The organism is Allorhizobium borbori (genome assembly GCF_014196535.1).
In the GTDB taxonomy this organism is placed as follows: Bacteria; Pseudomonadota; Alphaproteobacteria; order Rhizobiales; family Rhizobiaceae; genus Ectorhizobium; species Ectorhizobium borbori.
In genome coordinates this window covers 25,178-44,741 of record NZ_JACIDU010000017.1, presented here as the reverse complement: position 1 = coordinate 44,741, position 19,564 = coordinate 25,178, and the positions used below count along the sequence as shown (strand labels likewise).

General features: G+C 61.1%; 15 protein-coding genes. 7 read left to right on the top strand and 8 right to left on the bottom strand.

Translation table 11 applies throughout. The annotated features are described in order from the left end of the window. Window positions 1-70: 70 nt before the first annotated feature. Window positions 71-2,410, bottom strand: a complete 2,340-nt coding sequence (locus tag GGQ66_RS18225; RefSeq protein WP_183794259.1) for a methyl-accepting chemotaxis protein — start codon at window positions 2,408-2,410, stop codon at window positions 71-73. A 182-nt stretch (window positions 2,411-2,592) separates the two neighbouring features. Then, window positions 2,593-4,242, bottom strand: coding sequence for an energy-dependent translational throttle protein EttA (gene ettA / locus GGQ66_RS18220; RefSeq protein WP_183794258.1), 1,650 nt, complete (start codon window positions 4,240-4,242; stop codon window positions 2,593-2,595). A gap of 122 nt (window positions 4,243-4,364) precedes the next feature. Between ettA and GGQ66_RS18215 the strand changes: the two genes are divergently transcribed. The 5 genes from GGQ66_RS18215 to GGQ66_RS18195 all read left to right on the top strand — a co-directional run bounded on the left by GGQ66_RS18215 (window position 4,365) and on the right by GGQ66_RS18195 (window position 9,746). Beyond that, window positions 4,365-5,330 carry an alpha/beta fold hydrolase gene (locus tag GGQ66_RS18215; RefSeq protein WP_183794256.1) on the top strand — a complete coding sequence of 322 codons (966 nt, stop codon included), beginning with the start codon at window positions 4,365-4,367 and terminating at the stop codon, window positions 5,328-5,330. Beyond that, a complete protein-coding gene (locus GGQ66_RS18210; protein ID WP_183794254.1) occupies window positions 5,302-5,751 on the top strand; it encodes a GNAT family N-acetyltransferase in 450 nt (149 codons plus the stop codon). Before GGQ66_RS18215 ends, GGQ66_RS18210 begins: the two co-directional genes overlap by 29 nt. Window positions 5,752-5,890: 139 nt before the next feature. Beyond that, window positions 5,891-6,862: a DMT family transporter gene (locus tag GGQ66_RS18205; protein ID WP_183794252.1), complete on the top strand. Its 972-nt coding sequence runs from the start codon at window positions 5,891-5,893 to the stop codon at window positions 6,860-6,862. Window positions 6,863-6,887: 25 nt separating this feature from the next. Then, window positions 6,888-8,072, top strand: coding sequence for a succinate--glutarate CoA-transferase (caiB, locus tag GGQ66_RS18200; RefSeq protein ID WP_183794250.1), 1,185 nt, complete (start codon window positions 6,888-6,890; stop codon window positions 8,070-8,072). Between the two features lie 21 nt (window positions 8,073-8,093). Next, window positions 8,094-9,746: a thiamine pyrophosphate-binding protein gene (locus tag GGQ66_RS18195; RefSeq protein WP_183794248.1), complete on the top strand. Its 1,653-nt coding sequence runs from the start codon at window positions 8,094-8,096 to the stop codon at window positions 9,744-9,746. A gap of 42 nt (window positions 9,747-9,788) precedes the next feature. On the opposite strand, the gene GGQ66_RS18190 is transcribed toward GGQ66_RS18195, so the two are convergent. The 4 genes from GGQ66_RS18190 to GGQ66_RS18175 all read right to left on the bottom strand — a co-directional run bounded on the left by GGQ66_RS18190 (window position 9,789) and on the right by GGQ66_RS18175 (window position 12,338). Further along, window positions 9,789-10,625, bottom strand: coding sequence for a glycosyltransferase family 32 protein (locus GGQ66_RS18190; RefSeq protein ID WP_183794246.1), 837 nt, complete (start codon window positions 10,623-10,625; stop codon window positions 9,789-9,791). A 66-nt stretch (window positions 10,626-10,691) separates the two neighbouring features. Further along, entirely contained in the window at window positions 10,692-11,036 is a 345-nt protein-coding gene (locus GGQ66_RS18185; protein ID WP_183794244.1) for a RidA family protein, read from the bottom strand. A gap of 50 nt (window positions 11,037-11,086) precedes the next feature. Continuing rightward, window positions 11,087-11,428: a protein tyrosine phosphatase family protein gene (locus GGQ66_RS18180; protein ID WP_183794242.1), complete on the bottom strand. Its 342-nt coding sequence runs from the start codon at window positions 11,426-11,428 to the stop codon at window positions 11,087-11,089. Between the two features lie 67 nt (window positions 11,429-11,495). After that, window positions 11,496-12,338: a DUF4432 family protein gene (locus GGQ66_RS18175; protein WP_183794240.1), complete on the bottom strand. Its 843-nt coding sequence runs from the start codon at window positions 12,336-12,338 to the stop codon at window positions 11,496-11,498. Between the two features lie 176 nt (window positions 12,339-12,514). On the opposite strand from GGQ66_RS18175, the gene GGQ66_RS18170 reads away from it, so the two are divergent. Next, window positions 12,515-13,885, top strand: a complete 1,371-nt coding sequence (locus GGQ66_RS18170; protein ID WP_370686388.1) for a L,D-transpeptidase — start codon at window positions 12,515-12,517, stop codon at window positions 13,883-13,885. A gap of 84 nt (window positions 13,886-13,969) precedes the next feature. Here GGQ66_RS18170 and GGQ66_RS18165 read toward each other — a convergent pair whose 3' ends face one another. Continuing rightward, complete coding sequence (locus GGQ66_RS18165) at window positions 13,970-14,686, bottom strand: AAA family ATPase (RefSeq protein WP_183794239.1); 717 nt, start codon at window positions 14,684-14,686, stop codon at window positions 13,970-13,972. Between the two features lie 250 nt (window positions 14,687-14,936). Between GGQ66_RS18165 and GGQ66_RS18160 the strand changes: the two genes are divergently transcribed. Beyond that, window positions 14,937-15,557: a DAK2 domain-containing protein gene (locus GGQ66_RS18160; protein ID WP_183794237.1), complete on the top strand. Its 621-nt coding sequence runs from the start codon at window positions 14,937-14,939 to the stop codon at window positions 15,555-15,557. Between the two features lie 81 nt (window positions 15,558-15,638). On the opposite strand, the gene metH is transcribed toward GGQ66_RS18160, so the two are convergent. After that, the gene (gene metH / locus GGQ66_RS18155; RefSeq protein WP_183794235.1) at window positions 15,639-19,409 is read right to left on the bottom strand and encodes a methionine synthase; all 3,771 of its coding nucleotides are present in this window, start codon (window positions 19,407-19,409) and stop codon (window positions 15,639-15,641) included. Window positions 19,410-19,564 lie beyond the last annotated feature (155 nt).

The following is a 19,564-nucleotide window of genomic DNA, read 5'->3' as shown; positions in this document are numbered from 1 at the left end:
CAGTCCCCGTGAATATGAAAAGGGGCGTTGCCGCCCCCTTCCGTTCGGATTTTACATTGCTGGAACAGGATCAGAATTCTTCCCACGTATCCTTGGCGGCAGCAGTGGCGGCCGAAGCCGACCGCGGCGCAGGGCGCGAACGCTGAACGGGCACCGCAGGGCGGGCGGCGGGCGCAGCCTCCCGCATCCGGCTTGCGGTCTGGTGCAGGGCGGCGGCCCCATTGCCGAGACGGAACTGCTGCAACAACGCGCCAAGCCCCGCACTCTCCTGTGCCAGCGCCACGCTGGCCGCGTTCATCTCTTCCACCATGGCCGCGTTCTGCTGGGTGGACTGGTCCATGTGGTTGACGGCCGTGTTGACCTGCGCGAGCCCGGCGGACTGTTCATGCGCTGCGGTCGCAATCGCATCCATATGCTCGTTTATGGTCTGCACCAGCTTTTCGATGGCGGCGAGACCCGCGCCGGTGTCGTTCACCAGTTTCACGCCCTCGCCCACCGCATGGGCCGAATTGGAGATCAGCGACTTGATCTCCTTGGCCGCCTGCGCCGAACGCTGCGCCAGTTCGCGCACTTCCTGCGCCACAACGGCGAAGCCCTTGCCCGCATCACCGGCGCGGGCTGCTTCAACACCGGCGTTCAAAGCCAAAAGGTTGGTCTGGAAGGCAATCTCATCGATAACGCTGATGATCTGCCCAATCTGTTCCGAGCTTTTCTCGATGCGCTCCATGGCAACGACTGCGTTGCGAACAACGATCGCCGACTGATCGGCCCGCGTCTTGGCATCCGACACGACATTGCGCGCCTCGACCGTACGGTGGCTGGTGGCCTTGACGTTAGAGGTGATCTCTTCGAGCGCGGCAGCGGTTTCCTCCAGCGCGGCGGCCTGCTGTTCGGTCCGTTTGGCAAGATCGCCAGTGGCCGAAGAAATCTCGGAACTGCCGCTACCGACAGAACCGGCAGCATGTTCGACGGTGGACAGCGCCTGACGCAATTGCCCGACGGAGGCATTGAAATCCGAGCGCAGGTTTTCGAACTGCGGCGCAAGCGGCTCGGCGATTTCGCACAGCATGTCTCCACTCGCCAGCCGCTGCAGGCCGGTGGCAAGCGTCGCCATGGCGTTGTTCATCCGCTGCTCCGCTTCGGCTTCAGCGCGCAGACGCAGTTCCTCGCGCTCGCTTTCCGAACGCACCCGCTCCTCCTCGGCCTGCCGCTCAAGCTGGCGGTTACGCAGGCCCGCCTCGCGGAACACTTCGACCGAACGGGCCATCTCGCCGATTTCATCGGAACGACCGGCGCCCGGAATATCGATGTCGAGGCGGCCCTCGGCCAGAACTGTCATGCAACGCGTCAGGGCGGAAACCGGGTTGATGATACGGCGGATCACCAGAACCATGCTCGCCACGCCAAGCACAACGACGCCAACCAGCGCAACCGCCAGCAGAACGAGCCTGTTAAAGGCGTCGTCGGAACGTTCACGGGCAACGGCACTCAGTTCCGCCACGGCCTTGGAGGCGACGCCCGCAATCGTACCAAGCGCGCCGGTCACGGCGGGGCGCCATTCGTCGATACCGATGGCAGCGACCTGACCATTTTGAATCTGTGTCATGATCTTGTCGCGCAAGACTTTGAAGTCACCGCCGAAATAACCTTTCTCGGCATTGGCGAACGCTTCCTTCAACGCGGCCGGCGTATCGGCGTGGTTCACCAGTACCTTGACGGCATTCCAGCCAAAACCGATTGCACCTTCCAGCTCGGCCACTTTAGCCGCCTCGGTGACGGTGAGCGGACGGGCGCCGACAATCGCGGCATTGAAGAGAATGGCGGAACTGCCACCATTGGCACGCACGGCCCAGGCCTGCGACCGGATCTGGATGAGATCGACCAGTTCACCGTCCAGCGTGCGCACTTCGCCTTCAAGCGCGGTGGAGGCCTCTTCAAGCGTCATCAGGAATTGCTGGCCAAGATCGAGAACTGCTTTGTCGAGGCCGGCCTCGCGCTTGTCGAGTTCCACCGAAAGCGCCTTGTCGATGGCCTGCCGCTGGCTCAGCACCTTGTCGTAAACCGCGCCCACCGAGGCCAGCGCCGATGTCACGGCCGCGTTGGAGGCACCGGCCCCCAAGCTGCGCGCTTCCTGCATGGCCGCATCCACCTTCTGGCGCTGTGTGCTCATGCTGTTGATCGAACCGGAAGCCTTGGCGATGGGAAGGCTCAGGGCGGAGGCGCCATCCCCGCGCTCGCTGCGGTAACTCAGAAGAACATTGAAAAGGGCCTCATCCAGACGCGCCAGCACGGCAACTGTCTGGTTGGTCTGATAGGCTGAATAAGCGGCGTAATTGGCCTGCCCGGTCAACAGAGCCAGCACAATGCTGAAAAACAGAAAAGTACCAATTAATATGTTCTTAACGGTCACGGCGCCTCGCTCCCAAAGTGACACAATTTTACTAAACCAAAGTAGGAGGGAGCGATTGAAGCCGGTGTAAATTGTCGCAGGCAAGTAATGACGGGCAAAAAACAATACCCGGCACGCCAAAACGTACCGGGTATTGAAGACTGGACACGCACCGCGCGAAAAAAGGCGCGATGTCGGGTCAATCAGCGCGTCAGGCGCTTGTAGCTCATGCGGCTCGGGTTGAGCGCATCGGGGCCAAGACGGCGCACCTTGTCCTTTTCGTAGTCTTCAAAGTTGCCTTCGAACCATTCCACATGGCCATCACCCTCATAGGCGAGAATGTGGGTGGCCAGACGGTCGAGGAACATGCGGTCGTGCGAGATGATGACGGCGCAACCGGCGAAGTTTTCCAGCGCATCTTCGAGCGCACCCAGCGTTTCCGTATCGAGGTCGTTGGTCGGTTCGTCGAGCAGGAGAACGTTGTGGCCGCCCTTCAGCATCTTCGCGAGATGAACGCGGTTACGCTGACCGCCAGAGAGATTGCCGACCTTCTGCTGCTGGTCGCCACCCTTGAAGTTGAAGGCGCCGCAATAGGCACGGCTGTTCATTTCAAACTTGCCGAGCTTGAGGATATCGTTGCCCTCGGAGATTTCCTCCCAGACGGTCTTGTTCGCGGCAAGCGAGTCACGGCTCTGGTCGACATAACCGAGATCGACGGTGTCGCCGATGGTGATCGAACCGGAATCCGGCTTTTCCTGACCGGTGATCATGCGGAACAGCGTCGTCTTGCCGGCGCCGTTCGGGCCGATGATGCCGACGATGCCGCCGGGCGGCAGCTTGAAGGAGAGGTTCTCGATAAGAACACGATCACCGTAGGACTTGGTGATGTTCTCGGCCTCGATGACCACGCGGCCAAGACGCTCGCCGATCGGGATGGCGATCTGCGTGTCGGACGGACGGCGCTCCGCAGCGGAATCGACCAGTTCGTTATAGGCGTTGATACGCGCCTTCGACTTGGCCTGACGGGCCTTGGGCGAAGAAGCGATCCATTCCTGCTCGCGCGAAATGGCCTTCTGGCGACCGGCCTCCTCGCGGGCTTCCTGCTGCATGCGCTTGGCCTTGGCCTGAAGATAGGCCGAGTAGTTGCCTTCGTAGGGAATGCCGCGACCACGGTCGAGTTCGAGAATCCAGCCCGTGACGTTATCGAGGAAGTAGCGGTCGTGGGTCACCATCAGGATGGCGCCCGGATATTCGCGCAGGTGCTTTTCCAGCCAGGCGATGGTTTCGGCATCAAGATGGTTGGTCGGTTCGTCGAGCAGCAGCAGGTCGGGCTGGCGCAGCAGAAGCTGGCAAAGCGCGATACGGCGCTTTTCACCACCCGAAAGGCTGGTCACGTCGGCATCGCCCGGCGGGCAGCGCAGCGCGTCCATGGCCATCTCGACCTGATTTTCCAGATCCCAGAGGTTCTGGCTGTCGATGATGTCCTGCAGCTTGGCGCCCTCGTCCGCCGTCTCGTCGGAATAGTTCATCATCAGTTCGTTGTAACGGTCGACGATCGCCTTCTTGTGGGCGACGCCTTCCATCACGTTCTCGAACACGGTCTTGTTCGGATCGAGCTGCGGCTCCTGCGCGAGGTAGCCGAGGGTCGCGCCGTCAGCCAGCCAGGCTTCCCCGGTCCATTCCTTGTCGAGACCGGCCATGATCTTCAGCACGGTGGACTTACCGGCGCCGTTCGGACCAAGGATACCGATCTTGGCGTCGGGATAGAACGAGAGGTGAATATTCTCGAGAATCTTCTTGTTGCCGTAGGACTTGTTAAGCCCCGTCATATGGTAGATGAACTGACGCGCCATCGCTCTAAAGCTCCGCAAGGGGGAATGGGATTTGAGCCGCTATGTAGGCGAATTCAGGCCGGGGGGCAACCGGCGCACCTGCCTTTCCCGCCACGCATTGTCTTGAGAGAGGATTTGCCTGGATGAAAAACGTCGAACGCCTCGAAAGCCCGACCGGCGCCTCGCTTGCCATGCGGTATTGGCTGCCTGCGGGAACGCCCCGCGCGGTTCTCATCGTCTGCCACGGGCTTGGCGAACATGCGGGACGTTATGGCGGCCTTGGCGAAGCGATGGCGGAACACGGCTTTGCAACGCTTGCCCACGATCATCGCGGCCACGGCCTGACCACCGCACCCGATGCCCCGCGCGGCCGCTTTGCCTGGCGTGGTGGCGCAGACCTCGTGATAGCCGACGTGCTGGCCGTGCGCGACCATGCGGAAAGGCTCCATCCCGGCCTGCCCGTCTTCCTTCTCGGTCACTCCATGGGCGGCCTCATTGCTCTTAACGTTGCGATGACCGCGCCCGAGCGCTTCGCCGGCGTGGCCCCGTGGAACATGAACGCCGTGCCCGGCGCCTTCCTCATCGGCCTTGCCCGCTTCATCCTCAAGGCCGAACGCGCGCTGAAGGGCTCGGACGTACCCGCCGACCTCCTGCCCCGCCTGACGCTTCAGGCGTGGAACGCCACGATCCCCGGCCGCCGCACCGATGCCGACTGGCTGAGCCATGATCCGGCGGAAGTGGATGCCGTGCTGGCAGATCCCCTCTGCAACAACCCGGCCACCGTCTCGCTCTGGCTCGACCTTTTCGACCTGATTGCCGGCTGGCCGGCCCGCGCCGGCTATGCCCGTGCCCGGTCGCGACCCGTCTTTCTTCTGGGCGGCGGCGAAGACCCTGGAACCGATGGCGGAAAAGCCATCGAAAAGCTTGCAAAAAGGCTGCGGGATGACGGCTTCAGCTCTGTAAAACATTCGATATACCGATATACTAGGCATGACACGTTTCATGACACCGGCAGCCGAGAGGCGATCGCGGAACTTGCCGCATGGTGTGAAACAGCCCTCGGTCATCAAGGAGGACGGCATGCCAGTCATCGAGAAAGCCAACCCTGAGGATCAGGCGGCGGTTCAGGCCATCGTCATGGCCGCCTATGCCCATTACATTGACCGCAACGGCCTGACGCCCGGGCCGATGAAGGACGATTACGCAGCGTTGATCGCGGCGGGACGTGTCAATGTGTTGCGCGATGAAACCGGCGTTGCCGGCGTTCTCGTACTCATTCCCGAGGAGGATTGCCTCCTGCTTGACAATGTTGCCGTGAGCCCCACCGCCCAGGGCAAGGGCTATGGTCGCATCCTGCTGGACTACGCGGAGAGTATCGCCCGTGCCATGAGTTTTGCCCGTATCCGCCTCTACACGCAGGTCATCATGACCGAGAACCAGGCGATCTATGCCAAGCGCGGCTATATCGAAACCCACCGGGCGGTGGAAAAAGGCCTGCACCGGGTCTTTATGGAAAAGGTGCTGGCCTGAGCCGGAAGCATCGCGGCCTTGCCGAAATGGAATAAGGCCATGAGTTTATATCAAGTGCACTGAAACTGCCGTGTGGCTATACCTTGAATTCGAGGAATTCAGGGGGTTGGCTGCCCGGCCATGAGGAACACACACCGACATGACACGCAATCCCAGCGCAAACGCTGCGTCTGCGCCGGTGCCGGGCGTGAGCCGTGGCATCACTTACGCGATGATTTCCATTCTCGCTGCGCCGCTCATCGACGTTTTCTCGAAACTGGCCGCAGAAACCTTGCCGCCGGTGGAGATCACGGCGGGGCGCTTTCTGGTACAGGCTCTCGTCATGGTGCCCTTTCTGCTATGGCGGGCCGGTCCGAAAGCCTTGCAACAGGGCACCCGCCGCAACACGCAGGCTTTTCACGCCATGCGTGGTGCGCTGATCACCATTTCGATGCTTTCTTTTGTCACCACCTTGCGGGTGATGGAACTGGCGGACGCCATCGCCATCTTCTTCGTGGAACCAGTCATCCTCACCGTGCTTGGCGCAATCTTTCTCAAGGAAACAGTCGGCTGGCGGCGCTACACGGCCTGTGCCGTGGGCTTCTTCGGCGCAATGCTGGTCATCCAGCCGAGTTTTCAGGAAGTGGGGGCGATTGCGTTCCTGCCCGTCGTCGCAGCCTTTGCAATTGCCGTCTTCGCGCTTTTGACGCGCATGCAGGCGCAGAAGGAAAACCCGTTTTCCATGCAGTTCCAGACCGGTTTATGGGGGCTCGGCTTCTGCCTTGCGATCATGGCTGCGGCGCAACTGACCGGGCTGGAGGATTTCAGTCCCGTCTGGCCGGATACACCCCACCTCGGCTTCATGCTGGCAACCGGCCTGGCAGCCGCCTTTACCGGAATCCTGAGCGTCTTCTCCTATCGCTACGCCCCGGCCTCGACGCTCGCGCCGCTGCAATACATGGAAATCGTCTCGGCCACTGCGCTGGGCTGGCTGGTGTTCAACGACTTCCCGGATGGCATGAAGTGGCTGGGCATAGCCATCATCATCGCATCAGGCCTCTACATCATCTGGCGGGAACGCCGCGTGAAGGCACCGATCGTTACCGCCGTTCAGGAAACCACGACCCCCTGATTTTCATTGCCCGGAAGGAAACGCCATGAGCGAGAGGAAACCGCCGCTTGCCGGCATTCGCGTCATCGAACTGGCCCGCGTGCTGGCCGGTCCCTGGGCCGGTCAGATGCTGGCCGATATGGGCGCGGATGTCATCAAGGTGGAAAACCCGAAAGGCGGTGACGATACCCGCGCCTGGGGGCCGCCCTTCGTGGAGGGCAAGGACGGCGAGAACCTGTCCGCGGCCTATTACCACTCCACCAATCGCGGCAAGCGCTCCATCGATATCGACTTCCGCGAGGAAGAAGGCCGCGCCATCGTGCTCGATCTGATCCGCGATGCCGACATCGTCATCGAGAACTTCAAGCGTGGCGGCCTCGTGAAATACGGCCTCGATTACGAGAGCCTCAAGGCCATCAACCCGAAGCTGATCTATTGCTCGATCACCGGTTTCGGCCAGACCGGCCCCTATGCCGATTTCGCCGGCTATGATTACATCGTGCAGGGCATGTCCGGCTTCATGTCCGTGACCGGCGCGCCGGACGGCGAACCGATGAAAGCAGGCGTTGCGATTGCCGATATCTTCACCGGCATCTACGCCGTCACCGCCATTCAGGCCGCCCTCATCCACGTCATGAAGACCGGCGAAGGCCAGATGATCGACATGGCGCTGCTCGACGTGCAGGCCGGTGTGATGGCAAACCAGAACCTCAACTATCTGGTTTCCGGCAAGTCACCGGTCCGTCTCGGCAACACCCACCCGAATATCAGCCCCTATGAGGTCATGCCGACAGAAGACGGGCACCTGATCCTTGCCGTCGGCAATGACGGCCAGTTTGCGAGGCTCTGCACCATCCTCGGCCTCGATGGCGTGGCCGAAGATGAGCGCTTTTCCACCAACAAGGCCCGTGTCGCCCACAAGACCGAGGTGCGGCGGATCGTTTCCACTGAGACGGCCAAGTGGAAGAAACGCGACCTTTTGACTGCCTGCGAGAAGAATGCCGTTCCAGCTGGCCCGATCAACACCATCGGCGAAATGTTCGAGGACCCGCAGGTCAAAGCTCGTGGTCTTCGCATCGATCTCGAAACCGCCGATGGGGTCAGCATTCCCGGCGTGCGCAATCCCATCGTGATGTCGAAAACGCCGCTGACCTATCAGCGCCCTAGCCCGAAACTCGGCGAGCATCGCGCGGAAATTCTCGCGGAACTCGAGGCGCGCAACAAGAACTGAGACATTGTCTGGGAGGACAACATGGAAAGAACCGGAGGACAACTGATCGTCGAGGCCCTGAAGGCAAACGGGGTGAAGCGGGTTTCCTGCGTGCCGGGCGAGAGCTATCTTGCCGTACTCGACGCACTCTATGAAAGCGGCATCGAAACCATCGTATGCCGTCAGGAAGGCGGCGCGGCGATGATGGCCGATTGCTGGGGGCGCCTGACCGGCGAACCGGGCGTGTGCTTCGTCACGCGCGGGCCGGGCGCCACCAATGCTTCCGCCGGCCTGCATGTGGCCCGGCAGGATTCGATCCCGATGATCCTGTTCATCGGCCAGGTGCAGGGCGACGCCCGCGAACGTGAAGCCTTCCAGGAGGTGGAATACCGCCGCGCCTTCACCGAATTCGCCAAATGGGTTGGCGAGATCGATGATGCCGCCCGCATTCCCGAATTCGTCACCCGTGCCTTCGCCGTCGCGACCTCGGGCCGCCCCGGCCCGGTCGTGCTGTCATTGCCGGAAGACATGCTGGTCAGGCTCGCCGATGCGCCGGCCGCAAAACCCTACATGCCCGTCGAAAGCCATCCCGGCGCAGCCCAGATCGCAGCACTTGGCGACCTGCTGGAAAAGGCGAAACGCCCGCTGGTCATCCTCGGCGGCACCCGCTGGGACGAAGAGAGCGTGGCCGAAATCCGCGCTTTCGCCGAGACGTGGAAGCTGCCGGTTGGTTGCTCCTTCCGCCGCCAGATGCTGTTTGACCACACCAGCCCCTCCTATGCCGGCGATGTCGGCATCGGCATCAACCCGGCGCTGGCCAAGGAAGTGAAAGACGCGGACCTCCTGCTTCTCATCGGTGGCCGTTTCTCGGAAATGCCGTCGTCGTCGTATACGCTGATGGACATTCCCTATCCGAAGCAGACGCTCGTTCACGTCTATCCCGAACCGGAAGAACTTGGCCGCGTCTATCGCCCCGATCTGGCGATTGCCGCAGCGCCGAAGCATTTCGCCGCCGCCCTTGCGGGGCTGGAACCGAAGGCCGAGCCGCACTGGGCGACCCGCACCGAAGCGATGCATGCCGGTTATCTCAAGTGGTCGACACCGCCCGCGTCAGGTCCCGGCGCCGTTCACATGGGTCCGATCATGGAATGGATCGAGGCCAACACGCCAAAGGATACAATCTTCACCAACGGTGCCGGCAACTACGCCACCTGGGTGCACCGCTTCCATCGGTTCGAGCGCTATGCGACGCAGGCCGCCCCGGCCTCCGGTTCCATGGGCTATGGCCTGCCCGCCGCCGTCGCGGCCAAGGCCGAGTTCCCGAACCGCGAAGTCATCTGCTTTGCCGGCGATGGCTGCTTCATGATGCACGGGCAGGAATTCGCAACCGCCGTGCGCTATAACCTGCCAATCATCACGGTTCTGGTGAACAACGGTATGTACGGCACCATCCGCATGCATCAGGAGCGGGAATATCCGGGCCGTGTCTCCGCGACTGGTCTCACCAACCCGGATTTCGCCGATCTTGCCCGCGCCTATGGCGGCCATGGCGAAACCGTCCGCGAGACGGCAGAATTCGCAGGCGCCTTCCAACGCGCCCGCGCCAGCGGCAAGCCGTCGATCATCGAGATCATCCTCGATCCGGAGGCGATCACGCCTGCCCGCACGCTGACTGACATTCGCGAGAAAAGGTAGGATGGCTGGTGCTCGCAAACACCAGCCTGTGCGTATCTAGCTTCAAGCCTTGGCGTAACGTTCCTTAGCCCAGCCGATCAGGCTGGTGCTCGGGGCCGCGTCAAACCATTCTTGCGATTTGCGAAAGCAATGCAACCCAACGACCTGCGGATCGTCGAGAAGATGCTGAGAACTTCCCGCGCGAAATGGAGCGTCAGAATAGCACTCTTCCGAATAAAAAGCCTTATAGCCCAATTGCCGGGAACGAAGCCTGTATTTGCGCACATAATAGGCGCAGGCGTGGCGGCCCCAATGGTTCCAAGGATAGGATGTGAAATCTAATCGTTTACCGATCAGCTTTTTTGCAAAGCGCCTCCAGCGGAGCTTGAGATGCGCCCAAGCCCCATCCTCGCGACGCTCAAAAGCCGTGAGAATTTCAGTTAGCGCTGGATGATCCGCCGGCCACCACATGACGGCAACACACGGTAATCCGTGCTTTTCCACCCCGAGAAGAAGTCCTTCTGGCCATTGGATTGGTTTCAGCAGCAATAGATCGGAATCGCACCAGATACCCAGTCCCTTGCGCAACATAGCAATCCGCCAGATGTCCGACTTGATTACCAGAGGTATGTTGCGTTCGGGATCGTCCAGTTCCGCCCGTGGAAACACCGTCTCAGCGTCCAGGCACGCCATTCCCTCCGGCAAGTTGTCAACGGGCTCGTAGGCGTAGAAAAGAACGTCGTGGCCCATGGCCCGCCAACTTTGCAGGCACAATCTTTGAAAATCGGGGAGATGAGATCCGATCCAGAATGTGACCAGAGTCGGCAAGTCAGCCTCACCGATCACCCTTCCGTCGGCGACGGCTCGATTACGCATCCGTTTCCGATCTTCAGATTGCATTGGCCTTCCATTCAAAAACCGGGAAGCGCTGCTTCCCGGCCCTTGATCATTGCTTTGGAAACCCGCTCAATCGAGAGCAGCGGTGACGATGAACTCAACCTTGTAGTCCGGCGTTGCCAGAGCAGCCTGGCTGGTGGCGCGGGCCGGCGGGTTCTTCGGGTCGATCCAGCCTTCCCACACGGCGTTCATTTCGCCGAAGGTGGACATATCGGAAAGGTAGATGATCGTCTGAAGGATCTTCGCCTTGCTGGAGCCGGCGGCGGCCAGCAGACGATCGACTTCAGCCAGCGCCGACTTCGACTGTTCCGTCACGGTCTTGCCGTCGCCAACCTGGCCGGCGAGGTAAACGACATTGCCGTGAACGACTGCACCGCTCATGCGGGCGCCGGGTTCGATACGCTTGATGGTCATGATATGCTCCTGTGATTGAAAAGGGGCTTTAGGGATCTGAATGCGCAGCCTCAGCCGCGCATGTGTTGGCTTTTTTCGTAAATCGCGGTGGAACGCGCTCCGGAACGGCAATAGGCCAGCATCGGACGCGGCAGTTCGTCCAGCACGTCCACCATGCCGGCAACGGCATCCGCATCGACGCCCATCCGTCCGACAGGCACATGGGCCGTTTCCAGACCCAGTTCGGCAGCGCGCGCGGCGATCACCGAAAACGGCGTCTGGCCGGGTTCTTCCTCATCCGGACGGTTGCAAACGATTGACTTGAAACCAAGGGCCTTGATCGTGTCGAGATCGCTGACACTGATCTGGCCGCTGACGGAATATTCACCGTCGATTTCCCTGATGTCGAACATCGTCGTTCCTTTCGTGAATCGAACAAGATGTAAGGTCCGCAACGGGTTGCGTCAATGCATCCGCCCGTCATTCCCCCACGGCAAAGAGGAAGGAAAGGCGGTATTCCACGGCCTCACTCGGTTGGAGTGGCACGAGCTCTCCGGCTGCCGCCAGATCGGGCCGCTTGGTCCAGCGATGGGAAGCAGGTTCGATGCCCAGAACATTGGCTGGAGCCGACTGGTTACGCCAGACCTGCAGGAACGGCAGCGTTTTCGTGGAGAACCCCACTGTGAGTGACAGCCCGGAAAGCGAGGCAACAGGACCGAGCCGGACTTTGGCCTCTCCGGCGTTTCCTGCTGCCACACAGAACACGCCGCCGTCTCCCTCGCCAAAAGCCCAGGGGAGCGCCCCCCCCTCCAGCATCGCGCCGGAAAGGCGCGTACCGGGGTCGAACAGCCGGGCGGCAAGGTTCATGTGATACATAAGCATCGGTGCGAAAGGACGGTCGCCATCATTGACCAGCCGGTCTTCCAACGACACAGCACCGGTCACGCCATCGATCCGCCAGCGACGGTAAAGCCGGGCATGGCCGCCATTGGCGAGCCGCACGGGAACCTCCCCGCAGCACAGTGCATCGTCACCCACGCGATGCATCACCACGTTTTCGGCGGGGCTCGCCGAAAAGGAGCCGTGCAGTGGATAGCGCACGCCCTCGCCAGCCCCCTCCACCGGCTCGGGATGGCGAATATGGTCCGGCCCGCAGGTGAAAAGGAAACCTTCGAGCGAATGGTCGATGCGCGGATCGCCGTCATCGGGAATGGCCCGGCCGGGCGATACGTCGACGCAGCCCACGAAAACCTTGCCGATATCAAGGACGGAGGTCGGATCGAGAAGGATCACGGGACCGTGCGCTGCCGAAAACTCGATCATGAAAGCCTCACTTCCGCCTCTTCCCCGCGCGGCGGCCAAAACCCGGCGCAAACCGACAACAACAGGGAATCGTTACAAATTAACGTTACCTTCACCCTAAGTTCACTCTTTCCATATTAGCGTCAAATTTACCATGTGAGAGATGGGTGCATAAGATTACAAGGATCAGATTCGCCGTGACGCTTTCCAGAACCACCAGCCTCGGCCTTGCGCTTGCCGTTCTGTTCCAGGTCCCGCTGGCAGAGCGCGCCGCGGCCCAGAGCACCTATCGGCCCTTTACGGAGATGGTGCTGGTCAGCCCCGAAGGCGACCTGCTCGATTACACGCCGGAGCGCGGTTCGGTCGTCATCAGCCGCGACCGCATGGGCCGCCGCGTGCTGCTTGATCATTCCGGCAATGTGGTAGCGCTGGAAATTCCGGCCGAGACCTACTTCCCGCGTCCCAGCAACGCACGCCCTGGCGACGCCTATGGCGGCGTTCCCGATTACCGCACCTATCGCGGCAATGGCGATGACATCGCGACCGGCACTATTCCTGCACCGACGCGGGTAGAGCGCACGCCGCTCGATGCCCAACCGCTCCCCGGCCAGCAGGGTGAGGCCGCACAGGACGAACCGACCGAAACGCTCGCCTCCCTCGAGACAGAGAACGCACGCCCGGAAGTGACCGTTCGCCCCCAGACGCCGTTGGCGCTGAACGGCAAGTCGCGGTCGGAAATCGCCGCGCTGCAAACCTTCCTCGATCGTGAAGGCGCCTCCCCCGGTGTCATCGACGGCCGCAACGGCTCGAACGTCGCCAAGGCGCTGGCCGCTTACGAAACGATGACGGGCGAGCGGCTCGACCCCGCCAATTCCGAAGACATCATGCAGCGCCTCAGCGTCAGCGGTGGCCTGCCCATCGTCAACTACACGATCACCCCGGAAGACGCCGCAGGCCCCTATGTCGCTTCCATTCCGGAGGATTACGGCCTCAAGGCACAGCTCCCTGCCATGTCCTACACCTCGGTCACCGAAGCGCTGGCCGAACGGTTCCACATGGATGAGGCCTATCTGAAAGAACTTAATCCGGGCGTCGACTTCACCATTCCCGGCTCCATCATCAAGGTCATTTCGCCCGGCGAGCGCAAGACCGGTACGGTGACGCGCATCGTCGCCGACAAGGCACAGAAGCAGGTCTTCGCCTATGACGATACCGGCGCGCTGATTGCCGCCTATCCGGCGACCATCGGCTCATCGGATACGCCCTCGCCGTCCGGCACGCATACGGTCGACCGTATCGCGCTTGATCCGGGTTATACCTACAATCCGAAGATCAACTTCAAGCAGGGTGAGAACCACGGCATTCTCCAGATTCCGCCGGGTCCGAACGGCCCCGTCGGCAATGTCTGGATCGCGCTCTCGAAGCCCACATATGGCATTCACGGTACGCCGGAACCCTCCAAGATCGGTAAGACCAACAGCCACGGCTGCGTGCGCCTGACCAACTGGGACGCGACCGAACTCGCCAAGATGGTGAAGGTCGGCGCCACGGTCGAATTCATCGACTGAGCGGCTCACCAGTTCCCGAGTATGAAAAAAGCCGCCGGGGCGACCCGGCGGCTTTTTTCATATGCGATCGGGAAAGGTCGCGCCTCAGGCGGCCCAGACGAGGCGGAAGACGTTCTTGCGGCGGGGCGAGGCAATGACGCGCGCAGGCATCATGCGTTCCACTTCCATCGCAAAGGCCTGGGCATTTTCCTGGGCCTTGTCGAGATTGGAGACGCGGGCCGGATCGAGCGAGTAGAGCGTTTCGCCGGCGTCGAAGATTTCCTTGTAGGCGGCACGTTCGGTAATGGCCGTGTTGAGCACGTTGACACCGCGCTGGGCCAGCATGCCCTTGATCGCGAGCATGGCCCGCGTCGTCAGCACAGAGGCAACGCGGGTGAGCACGACCGAATGCGGGATTTCAAGACCGGCCTTTTCCTTGAGGAAAGCAATGAGATCGAGGATCTGCGCGCCGCCGCGGGCATCCATCGCCGATCCCTGGATCGGGATGAACACATGGTCGGACAGGCTGATTGCCGCTGTCGTCAGCGCATCGCGCGCGCCGGCCAGATCGATGATGAAATAGTCGGTGCGATCTGCCGATTCGCGAATGTGACAGTGTAGGGCCGCCACGGTGATTTCCGAAATGACGGTCAGGCCGCTCATGCCGCCGCTTGCCTCGACCCATTGGGAAATCCAGCGCTGCGGATCCGCGTCGATCAGTGTCACGCGCCGGCCCATGCGCACCAGTTCACAGGCAAGAAGAAGGGCTGCGGTCGTCTTTCCGGCACCGCCCTTGGCATTGGCAAAGGAAATCACTGGCATGACAAATGTCCTTGTCGAAACATGAAGGCGGTCATCGCTTTGGGCTCGCGCACTGAATTGCGCCATCGGATATGACTTTGTCCCGTCGTGGTTAATAAACGGCAAAAGGTCGATATCCTTTCACTCGCGAAAAACTTGCAGTCAGGTCGACGATCTGCCCGCAGAACGTCTTGCAATTGGAAGCCGCTTGGAAAACATTAGTCAGGAAAATGATGCAGCGCACACGCAGCAAGATAGAGTTGGAACTAGAATGATCAGAAGCCTCGACCTTATCGAGATGTTTTCGGAGATCGCCGTCGCGATGACCGAAAACCGGGAGCGCCTCTGTCAACTCGACAGCGAAGGCGGCGACGGTGATCATGGCATGACCATGACCTACGTCTTCACGGCCCTTGAAGATGCCTTCTCGGCGCTGGAACCTGCCGCGACAACGCCGGCGGAACTGTTCGACATGACCGCGGAAACGTTTCTCAAGGTCGATTCGCGCGCCGCTGCCCTTTATGCCAGCGGCTTTCGCCGCGCCGGCAGCGTCTTGATGCGCCGCAAGACAATCTCCCCCGAAGAGTTCGGCAAGGCGCTTTCGGCCATCGGCAGCAGCTTCCGCGACAAGGGAAAACCTGGCGTTGAAAGGCGCAACGTGGCCGATGTCTGGGAACTGGCGATCGGCGCCTATCTCGACTCACTCAAGCAGGGGCTGACCTTGCCGGAGGCGCTGGACACGGCGCTTGCCGCCGCAAACAACAACCGCACGATGGCCGAAGCCGGCCGCAAGGCCGGCAGCGACAACAAGCCGGATTTCACAGGCTACGATGCCGGCGGCGCCTCAGCACTGCTCATCATTCGCGCCATGCGCGACACGTTTTCGGAATAATGCTGCTTTTCAAATACTTGGCGGGGCAACCTGAATCACCCCGCCAACGCATTGAATCAGAATATGAGCTGGCGACCGCGCTCAGGCGGCCGCCTCCGTATCGGCCACAGCGCCCGGCACATAGTTCAGAACCGGACCGAGCCAGCGCTCGACTTCCGTAATGGGCATGCCCTTGCGCGCCGCATAATCTTCCACCTGATCGCGCTCGACCTTGGCCACACCGAAATAATAGCTCGCGGGATGGCCGATATAGAGGCCCGAAACGGAAGAACCCGGCCACATCGCATAGCTCTCTGTCAGCGTCACACCGGTCGTCTTTTCGGCATCGAGAATCTCGAACAGCGTCGCCTTTTCCGTGTGATCAGGCTGGGCGGGATAGCCCGGCGCGGGGCGAATGCCCGCATAGGCTTCCGAAATCAGATCGTCGCCGGAATAGGCTTCATCCGGCGCATAGCCCCAGAACTCCTTGCGCACCCGCTCATGCATGCGCTCGGCAAAAGCTTCCGCAAAGCGATCGGCCAGCGCCTTGACGAGGATCGCCGAATAGTCGTCGTTCGCCCGCTCGAAGCGCTCGGCAATTGCCACTTCCTCGATACCCGCCGTCACGACGAAACCGCCGACATAATCAGCGACGCCCGTTTCCTTTGGTGCGACGAAATCCGACAGCGCCACATTGGGCCGGCCGTCACGTTTCGAAAGCTGCTGGCGCAGCGTGTAGAAGGTTGCGAGATCACGCGAGCGGCTGTCGTCGGTATAGACGTGGATGTCGTCGCCCACGGCATTGGCCGGCCAGAAGCCGATCACGGCACGCGGCCGGAACCACTTTTCCTCGATCACCTTCTTCAGCATGGCCTGGGCATCACGCCAGAGGTTACGCGCCGCCTCGCCCTGTTTTTCATCTTCCAGAATAGCGGGATAGCGGCCTTTCAGCTCCCAGGTCTGGAAGAAAGGCGTCCAGTCGATGTATTCCGCAAGCTCAGCCAGATCGTAATCCTCGAACACGCGGGTACCGAAGAATTGCGGCCGCGTTGGCTTGTACGAGGTCCAATCGACCTTCTCCGCATTCTCGCGGGCGCGGGCAATCGGAAGGCGCTTCTTCTCGGATTCCGCCCGTGCATGGGCTGCGGCAACCTTCGCGTATTCGGCGCGAATATCTGCGACATAGGTGTTGCGCGTATCCGGCGACAGGAGGTTTGAGACAACGCCCACCGCCCGCGACGCGTCGGTGACATAGATCGCCTGACCGCGATTATAACCCGGATGGATCTTGACCGCAGTATGCACGCGGCTCGTCGTCGCCCCGCCAATCAGCAGAGGAATATCGAAGCCCTGACGCTCCATCTCGGCGGCGACATGCACCATCTCGTCCAGCGAAGGCGTGATGAGGCCGGAAAGGCCGATGATATCCGCCTTCTCGCGCACCGCCGCTTCAAGAATGGTCGCCGTCGGCACCATGACGCCCAGATCGACAATATCGTAATTGTTGCAGGCCAGAACGACGCCGACGATGTTCTTGCCGATATCGTGCACGTCGCCCTTGACGGTTGCCATGATGACCTTGCCCGCTGACTGGCGGCCCTCGCCGCCGGCCAGACGCTTTTCTTCTTCCATGTAGGGCAGAAGAACGGCCACGGCCTGCTTCATCACGCGCGCCGATTTCACCACCTGCGGCAGGAACATCTTGCCCGCGCCGAAGAGGTCACCAACGACATTCATGCCGGCCATCAGCGGACCTTCGATAACGTGCAAAGGCCGGGCGGCGGCAAGACGCGCCTCCTCCGTATCGGCCTCGATATATTCCGTAATGCCGTTGACCAGCGCATGTTCCAGCCGCTTTTCGACCGACCATTCCCGCCAGCTCAGATCCTGCTTCTTGGCTTCCTGAGCGCCCGCACCACGGTATTTTTCGGCCACATCCAGCATGCGCTCGGTGGCGTCGGGACGGCGGTTCAAAACCACATCCTCACAGGCGTCGCGCAATTCCTTGTCAATCGTCTCGTAGACGATGAGCTGGCCGGCATTGACGATGCCCATGTCCATCCCCGCCTGAATGGCATGGTAGAGGAACACGGCATGCATGGCCTGTCGCACGGTTTCATTACCGCGGAAGGAGAAGGAGAGATTCGAGACGCCGCCCGAAATATGGGCATGCGGCAGCGTCTGGCGGATCGTCTTCGTCGCCTCGATAAAGTCGACGCCGTAATTGTTGTGCTCCTCGATGCCGGTCGCCACGGCAAAGATGTTCGGATCGAACACGATGTCTTCCGGCGGGAAACCGACTTCCTCGGTGAGGATGCGATAGGCGCGGGTGCAGATTTCCACCTTGCGCTCATAGGTGTCGGCCTGCCCCGTCTCATCGAAGGCCATGACGACCACGGCAGCACCATAGGCGCGCACCAGCCGCGCATGGTGAAGGAAGGACTCCTCCCCTTCCTTCAGCGAGATCGAGTTGACGATCGGCTTGCCCTGAACGCATTTCAGGCCCGCTTCGATGACCGAAAACTTCGACGAGTCGATCATCAGCGGTACGCGGGCGATATCCGGTTCGGAAGCGATCAGGTTCAGGAATTCGACCATCGCCTTTTCGGAATCGATCAGGCCTTCGTCCATATTGACGTCGATGACCTGCGCACCGCTTTCCACCTGCTCACGCGCCACGTCGAGCGCGGCTGCATAGTCGCCCGCCGTGATCAACTTGCGGAACTTGGCGGAGCCGGTGACGTTGGTGCGTTCGCCGACGTTCACAAAGGGAATGTCGGAAGTCAGCACGAAGGGTTCGAGGCCGGACAGCGACAGAAACGGCTTGTGTTCCGGCACCTGGCGCGGCGCCAGCCCCTTCATGCTGTCGGCAATCGCAGCGATATGCTCGGGCGTGGAGCCGCAGCAACCGCCGACGATATTGACGAGGCCATCCTGTGCGAAGCCGGAAACCTGCTTCGCCATCATTTCCGGCGTTTCGTCATACTGTCCGAACTCGTTCGGCAGGCCGGCATTCGGGTAGGCTGAAATCAGCGTATCGGCGACGCCGGAAAGCTCCTGAATGTGCGGGCGCATGGCCTCGGCACCCAGCGCACAGTTCAGACCGACTGCGAAGGGCCGCGCATGGCGCACCGAATACCAGAAGGCCGAGGGCGTCTGGCCGGACAGCGTGCGGCCGGAAAGATCGGTGATCGTGCCGGAAATCATGACCGGCAGGCGAATGCCCTTGGCAATGAAACGCTCCTCGCAGGCGAAGATCGCCGCCTTGGCGTTCAGCGTATCGAAGATCGTTTCGATCAGGATGATGTCGGAGCCACCGTCGATCAGGCCGTCGATCTGCTCGGCATAGGCCGTGGTCAGCTCATCGAAGGAGACGGCGCGGAAACCGGGATTGTTCACATCCGGAGACATGGAGGCGGTTCGGTTGGTCGGGCCGATCGCGCCGGCCACGAACCGGCGCTTGCCATCCTGCTTTTCGGCACGCAGCATGGCGCGACGGGCAAGACGCGCGCCATCGCGGTTCAGTTCGTAGACCGCGTTCTCCATCTCGTAATCCGCCTGCGCGATACGGGTCGAGGAAAACGTATTGGTTTCGACGATATCCGCACCGGCCATTGCGTAGCGGTAATGAATGTCTTCGATAGCCTGCGGCTGTGTGAGGATAAGGAGGTCGTTATTGCCCTTTTGATGGCAGGCGCAGCCGATGAAGCGATCCCCGCGGAACTGGTCCTCGTCCAGCTTGAGGCTCTGGATCTGCGTGCCCATGGCGCCATCGAGAATGAGGATACGTTCGCGCGCCGCCTGCTCGAGGGCTGCAAAGATTTCCTTGCCATCGCGTTTTGCGGCTTCCTTGCCGAAGAGATCGTCAAACACGGGCATGCTCCTGTTTCTCGTGGTGTCGGCACCCAGATCACATAAAGATATCTTTATGTCAACATATCGCAGGGCAATCAACGCCATCGGGTGCGATCGTTTACTTATATAGGCGTCATATCCGCTAAAAACGAAAAGAAACCTTGACTTATCGC